Here is a 3,583-nt window from a genome sequence, read left to right on the forward strand (position 1 = left end):
TCGTCGCTGCGGCCGACGTAGGTGATGTAGCCGTCGGCAGCGCGCGTGGCGATGTCGCCCGTGTGGTAGGCGTTGTCGCGCATCGCTTCGGCCGTGCGCTCGGCGCTGTCGATGTAGCCGTCCATCAATCCGAGCGGCCGCGCGGCCAGCGGCAGGCACAGCTCGCCCTGGTCGCTCTCCTGCCCGTTCACGTCCAGCAGCACCACCTGGTAGCCGGGCAGCGGCCGGCCCATGGAGCCGGGCTTCACCGGCTGGCCCGGGGAGTTGCCCACCTGCGCCGTCGTTTCGGTCTGCCCGAAGCCGTCGCGCAGATCGAGGCCCCAGGCCGAACGCACGCGCTCGATGATCTCGGGGTTCAGCGGCTCGCCGGCGCCGATCACCTCGCGCAGCCGCAGGCGACTTGCATAGGCGGCGAGATCCTCCTGGATCAGCATGCGCCACACCGTCGGCGGTGCGCACAGCGAGGTCACGCCATGCGTGCCGAGCACCTCGAGCAGCGCCTTGGCCTGGAAGCGCCGGTAGTTGGAGATGAAGACGCAGGCGCCTGCGTTCCAGGGCGCGAAGAAGCAGCTCCACGCGTGCTTGGCCCATCCCGGGGAAGAGATGTTCAGGTGCACGTCACCGGGCTGCAGCCCCAGCCAGTACATGGTGGAGAGATGTCCCACCGGATAGCTCTGGTGCGAATGCAGGACCAGCTTGGGCTTGGCGGTGGTGCCCGAGGTGAAATACAGCAGCAGCGGATCGGTCGCGCGCGTGAGGCCATCGGGAGCGAACACGTCCGGGTACGCGTCGGGGGCGTATTCGCGGCAGCCGGGCGTGGTGCCGCCGATGCTGATCCGCGCGCAGCCGGCGGGCACGTGCGCGAGCTTGTCGGCGCTGGCCACCGCCGCCAGCGCGAACTTCACCTGGCCACGCTCCACGCGATCGAGCACATCCTGCGGGGTCAGCAAGGTGGTCGCCGGGATCAACACGGCGCCCAGCTTGATGGCGGCCAGCATGATCTCCCACAGCGCCAGCTCGTTGCCCAGCATCAGCAGGATGCGATCGCCACGGCCCACGCCCTGCGCGCGCAGGAAGTTGGCCGCGCGGTTGGAGCGCGCCGCCATCTCGGCGAAGGACAGCTTCTGTTCGCTGCCGTCCTCTTCGACGATCCACAAGGCAGGTGCCTCGTTGCCGGCGGCCATGAGGTCGAAGTAGTCGAGCGCCCAGTTGAACTCACCGAGCACCGGCCAGCGGAAATCGCGTGAGGCGGTGTCGTAGTCCGTGCGCTGCGCCAGCAGGAAGTCGCGCGCGCGCACGAACGGGGTTGCATTTCCCATGCTTGGTCTCCTTCGCTGCTGCCTATGATCGCCGGGGTGCGCGGGGGCCGCGAAGGGGTTTCCCCCAGAAGGGCGGTGCGGCGCTACACCGCCTGCCGCGCCGCGGCCAGGATCTCGTCGGCGAGCGTCTCATCGTCGACGGCGCGGGCCAGGACGATCGCGCCGAGCATGGTGCTGAAGGTCGCCAGGGCCTGGCGATGGCGCTCCTGGTCCGAGCCCTCGGTGCTCGCGGCAATGACCTCCACCAGGTCGCGCACGCCCTGCGTGAAGGCCTGGCGCGCATGCACGCCCTCGCGCGCCATGTCGCCCGCGAGCGCGGCTGCGGCACACCCGGCGCCGGGACGATCCCGATGCTCAGGTGCGAGGTAGAAATCGGCGATGGCGCCGACGGCATCGCGCGGGTGCGCGGCGGCGGCGCGCTGCCATTTGGCGGCGGAGCGGTCGAAGGCCCAGGCGCAGGCTTCGGCGACCAGTTCCTCCTTGGAGCCGAACTGGCCGTAGAAGCCGCCGTGGGTGAGCCCCACCGACTTCATCAGCTCCGCCACTCCGACGCCGTCGATGCCGCGCTCGCGGAACAGCCGGGCGGCTGCCTGCACCACCTTCTCGCGATTCTGCTGCGCCTGCTCGCGGCTGACTTTCATGGCTGACCTTCTCTCCCGCGACGATTCTGATGACGACCATCATCTTACGTTATATGATGGCCGTCATCAAATTTCGCTCCCGGAGGTTCGCATGCTCGCCCCCTTCGTCTCGCACCGCCTGCAGCGGCACGGCATCCACTATGCGTGGGTGATCGCCGCGGTCACCTTCCTGGCCATGCTGATCACGTCCGCCGCGCTGGGCCTGCCGGGCGCCATGCTGCAGCCCTTGTCGCGGGAGTTCGGCTGGACGACGGAGCAACTCTCCTCCGTGTTTGCGGTCCGCTTTGCCTTGTTCGGCCTGCTCGGGCCCTTCGCCGCGGTGTTCATCATGCGCTTCGGGCTGCGGCGCGTCGTCGCCATCGCCCTCACCATCATCGGCTTGACCATCGCCGCGGCGACCCAGGTCACGCAGCTCTGGCAGCTGTTCGCGCTGTGGGGTGTGCTGCTGGGGTTCGGCACCGGCACGGTGGCGATGGTGCTGGGCGCGATCGTGGCGAACCGCTGGTTCACGCAGCGCCGCGGCCTGGTGATGGGACTGCTGGCGGGCAGCACCGCGACCGGGCAACTGATCTTCCTGCCGGTGGCGGCCTGGCTGATCGAGCACCTGGGATGGCGCTTTGCCGTGCTGCCGGTGTGCAGCGCCGCCGTCGTGGTGGTGGCCCTGGTGTTGCTGCTGTTGAAGGACAACCCGGCCGACCTGGGCCTGCGCCCCTATGGTGAAGCGGAGGGTGTTGCGCCTGCCACGGCCGCCCCCGTGGCGCTCGGCTTCACCGGCCCCTTCAAGGTGCTGGCCGAAGCCTCGCGCAATCGCACCTTCTGGGTGCTGGCCGGCACCTTCTTCATCTGCGGCCTGAGCACCAACGGCCTGGTGCAGACGCACTTCATCTCGCTGTGCGGCGACCGCGGCCTGAGCGCCGTGCCGGCGGCTTCCGTGCTGTCGATGATGGGCGTGTTCGACCTGTTCGGCACCACCTTGTCCGGATATCTCTCGGACCGCTTCGACAACCGCAAGCTGCTGCTTGCCTACTACGGACTGCGCGGCCTGTCGCTGCTCTGGCTGCCGTATTCCGATTTCACGCTGGTGGGCCTGAGCATGTTCGCTGCCTTCTACGGCCTGGACTGGATCGCCACCGTGCCGCCCACGGTGAAGCTCTGCGCGGCCGAATTCGGCAAGGAGCGCGCCGGCCTGGTGTTCGGCTGGGTGTTCGCGGCCCACCAACTGGGCGCAGCCACTGCGGCCTATGCCGCCGGCCTGACGCGCACCATCCTGCTGACCTACGACCCGGCCCTGATCGGCGCGGGCCTGGCGTGCCTGGTCGCCGCTGTGGGCGCGCTGGCGATTCGCAAGCAGGACGTGCCCACGCCCGTGGCCATGGCGGCCGCGCGCTCCTGAGCAAAGCCGCCAGCGTCGGGTGCGCGACGCTGGCGGGCTACAATCGCGCTCGCGTGCGGCTGTAGCTCAGTGGATAGAGTATTGGCCTCCGAAGCCTATGGTCAGGGGCCGGCCGCGCAGCAGATAGACTATCGGTCTCCAACAGTCATGCGGCTGTAGCTCAGTGGATAGAGTATCGGCCTCCGAAGCCGAGGGTCGTGGGTTCGATCCCCGCCAGCCGCACCAGATCT

General features: G+C 69.0%; 3 protein-coding genes and 1 tRNA gene. 2 read left to right on the plus strand and 2 right to left on the minus strand.

The features are described from left to right. Together JWP60_RS00595 and JWP60_RS00600 are read right to left on the minus strand one after the other, a co-directional pair. Positions 1–1,319, minus strand: a 1,319-nt coding sequence (locus JWP60_RS00595) for an AMP-binding protein (RefSeq protein WP_299785348.1), incomplete at its 3' end; no start/stop codon positions are given. An 83-nt stretch (positions 1,320–1,402) separates the two neighbouring features. Then, positions 1,403–1,960, minus strand: a complete 558-nt coding sequence (locus JWP60_RS00600; protein ID WP_299785350.1) for a TetR/AcrR family transcriptional regulator — start codon at positions 1,958–1,960, stop codon at positions 1,403–1,405. Between the two features lie 91 nt (positions 1,961–2,051). On the opposite strand from JWP60_RS00600, the gene JWP60_RS00605 reads away from it, so the two are divergent. Beyond that, complete coding sequence (locus JWP60_RS00605) at positions 2,052–3,353, plus strand: MFS transporter (protein ID WP_299785352.1); 1,302 nt, start codon at positions 2,052–2,054, stop codon at positions 3,351–3,353. Positions 3,354–3,502: 149 nt separating this feature from the next. After that, positions 3,503–3,578 (plus strand) — tRNA-Arg (locus tag JWP60_RS00610). The last annotated feature ends 5 nt before the right edge of the window (positions 3,579–3,583 follow it).

This window comes from Ramlibacter sp. (assembly GCF_028291745.1).
Taxonomy (GTDB): Bacteria; Pseudomonadota; Gammaproteobacteria; order Burkholderiales; family Burkholderiaceae_C; genus Ramlibacter.